Annotated in this window: 4 protein-coding genes and 1 pseudogene; 4 read left to right on the forward strand and 1 reads right to left on the reverse strand. The window is 58.3% G+C overall.

Annotated features, from left to right (window positions below; all coding sequences use genetic code 11):
* From ACIREA_RS30290 to ACIREA_RS30300, 3 genes and pseudogenes are all read left to right on the forward strand, one after another.
* Window positions 1-293: pseudogene (locus tag ACIREA_RS30290) on the forward strand (ferrous iron transport protein B); the annotation flags it as partial.
* Between the two features lie 12 nt (window positions 294-305).
* Window positions 306-434, forward strand: coding sequence for a FeoB-associated Cys-rich membrane protein (locus ACIREA_RS30295; protein WP_300200001.1), 129 nt, complete (start codon window positions 306-308; stop codon window positions 432-434).
* Between the two features lie 15 nt (window positions 435-449).
* Window positions 450-1301 carry a nitrilase-related carbon-nitrogen hydrolase gene (locus tag ACIREA_RS30300; protein ID WP_397386045.1) on the forward strand — a complete coding sequence of 284 codons (852 nt, stop codon included), beginning with the start codon at window positions 450-452 and terminating at the stop codon, window positions 1299-1301.
* Between the two features lie 12 nt (window positions 1302-1313).
* Here ACIREA_RS30300 and ACIREA_RS30305 read toward each other — a convergent pair whose 3' ends face one another.
* The gene (locus ACIREA_RS30305) at window positions 1314-2030 is read right to left on the reverse strand and encodes a L,D-transpeptidase family protein (protein ID WP_397386046.1); all 717 of its coding nucleotides are present in this window, start codon (window positions 2028-2030) and stop codon (window positions 1314-1316) included.
* Between the two features lie 300 nt (window positions 2031-2330).
* Between ACIREA_RS30305 and ACIREA_RS30310 the strand changes: the two genes are divergently transcribed.
* On the forward strand, window positions 2331-2644 hold a 314-nt coding region (locus tag ACIREA_RS30310; RefSeq protein ID WP_397386047.1), incomplete at its 3' end, for a GNAT family N-acetyltransferase.

The raw sequence follows: 2644 nt of genomic DNA on the forward strand, positions 1-2644 counted from the left end.
CGATGGGCGTGGTTTATGCCGTGGAGAGCGGAGATGACGACAACCTGACTCCGCTGCGAGACAAGCTGGCATCGGAGCGCCGCCCTGATGGCCGGGCGGTTTACACGCCGCTGGTCTGCATCAGCCTGCTGGTGTTTTATGTCTTTGCCATGCAGTGCGTCAGTACCATCGCCATTGTGAAGCGCGAGACGGGAAGCTGGAAATGGGCGATGTTTCAGCTCGGGTACATGACCGGAACGGCGTATGTACTGAGCCTGCTGATCTTCCAAATTGGCAGTGCGCTGGGCTACTAACCTTTTCTCACCATGAACGCAGACTGGCAATCCATCGCAGCGATCGCGGTCGTGCTTGTCACGATCACGCTTTTCATCGTCCGTTCCGCCAAACGCCGGAAGAAGCCGGGGTGCGGTGGCAGTTGCGGCTGTGGGAAATGAGGCGCACAATGCGCCATGATAGCGATTGATCTCTGCACGTTTGATTCCAGAGCTGCCGCCAAATCGCCAGCGGCTTTTGCTGCGGTGGTGGTGGACTGTGTGGAAGACTCCTGGGACAATGGGGCGGACTTGGTGCTGCTGCCGGAATTTGCCTGGGTGGGGCTGGTGCCTTTGGTCGAGCCGAAAACTCTGAAACGAACGGCTGAGGTGTTTTGGGGGGAAGTGCTGCCAGCAGTGAAATCACTGCTGATCCGTCCCGGCAAGGCGGTTGTGCTTGGCACGGTGCCGTTCTGGGATGAGGAGCGCCAGGAATTGCGCAACCGGGCGCCGATCCTGGTGGAGGATAGGGTCCTGTATCAGGACAAGCTGCATCTGACGCCGTGGGAATCGGATTTTTCTCCGGGAACCGAACTGCGGATCTGGGAGTTCGCCGGGCTGCGCTTTGCGGTGGTGATCTGCCTGGATATTGAAATTCCAGAAATCAGCACGCGGCTGCGTGGGGCTGGCGTGGATGTGATCCTCGTGCCGAGTGCCACGGAAACGGTTTTGGGAGTCGAGCGGGTGGGGCGCTGCGCCTCGGCACGTGCGGTGGAACTGGGCTGCGTGGTCGGAGTATGCCACCTGACGGGCACAACCGAGGTGGAGTTGATCGACGTGAATGTGGGGCGCACCGGGGTTTACTGGCCTTCACAGGCGGCATTTCGTGATGCCCCACGGTGGAGTGAGAGCGATATCATTGAGAGCGGCATCCACAAACAACGGCTCATTCTTGATCCCAAGCTTCTTCAGGTCATGCGCAGGATGCCGTTGGAGACAAACCCGTCGTTGCTGAAAAAAATGCCAGTTTTCGAACTGGTGCGCGACTGAGCCTGCCGCGGTTCAGGCCTTGGCCTTTGCCTTGTGGGCGGCATGTCCGGCCACTTTGGTGTCGGATTTGGATTTTGACGATTTCGACTTATGGACGGGCTTTTCGCGGTCTGGGCCGACTTTGCCCTTCGCCTTGGCTTCGTTTTCTTCAGCCCGCTTTTTTTCACCCTCGGAAGGGGCGATGCGCGCTATTTCGAGCGGCTGGGCGGCAAGCGTGGCCGGAGCATTCAGCGCAGGAGAACCATCGACATCATCCGAGGCTGTGGCGGGCTTTTCTTTGTCGCCAGGCGGCAGGCCACCTTTGGTGATGACCACTTTGGCGCCGACGTTCACGGTGTTGAACAGATCCACCACATCCTTCATGCCCATGCGCACGCAGCCATAGCTGGCGGGGTGGCCCAGCCGGTTTTCTTCCGGGGTGCCGTGGATGTAGATGAAACGGTTGAAGGCGTTTCTGTTGGTGGTTTCCATGCCACGCAGCCAGAGGATGCGCGAGACAATGGGATCGCGGCCTGGAGCGTTGGGTTTGAGCACCTCGCCGTTCCAGCGACGGCTTTTCAGAACCGCCCCTGCAGGCAGTCCCTGACCGATCTTGGCGATGACTTCATGCTGGCCCAGAGGGGTCCGGTTGCTGCCTTTCTGGTCGCCGAGGCCGAATTTCGAAGTCGAAATGACGTACTGTTTGGTGAGTTTGCCCTCGCTGTAGATGCCGAGTTTCTGATCTTTCACGCTGACCACCACGTCCCCTTTGGGCGGTGAGGTGCATTGACTGAGCGCTCCAGCCAGCAGGACACTCCCGACGACCTTGAAAAGGCGGTCATTGAATCGGGATTTTTTAGAAGTCCGGCTAAAAAGAAGCATGGGCCAGAAGAATGATATAAGCTAAGATGTTCGCAACTCTGAATTATTACTGTTATCAACGTCGCCAACCGGACACCTGTTTCGCAAGACCCGTGCCATTTGAACGATTGATACTTATCTAGAGACGTTATTTACCATCCTTCCATTCACAATTCAACCCCCGCAAACATGGACGAATCCCCCCTTCACATCCGCCCGTATCAGGACAAGGACCTGACGCAACTGCGCCAGATTACCGTGGCGTCCTTCGGCAGCGTCGCCTTGGAGCAGATGCTGGAGCATAAATTCGGCCGTTGGAATGAACGCGACTGGAAGGTGCGCAAGGCGAGCCACATCGACGACGACGTGGTGCAGTGCCCGGAGGGGTGTTTCGTGGCCGAGCGAGGCACCGAGATTCTCGGCTACATCACCACCCGGCTGGACCGGGTGAATGAAAGGGGGCGCATACCCAACATTGCCGTGGTGGAAAGCGCCCGGGGACT

The sequence above is a fragment of the Prosthecobacter sp. genome (assembly GCF_044373815.1).
GTDB lineage: Bacteria > Verrucomicrobiota > Verrucomicrobiia > Verrucomicrobiales > Verrucomicrobiaceae > Prosthecobacter.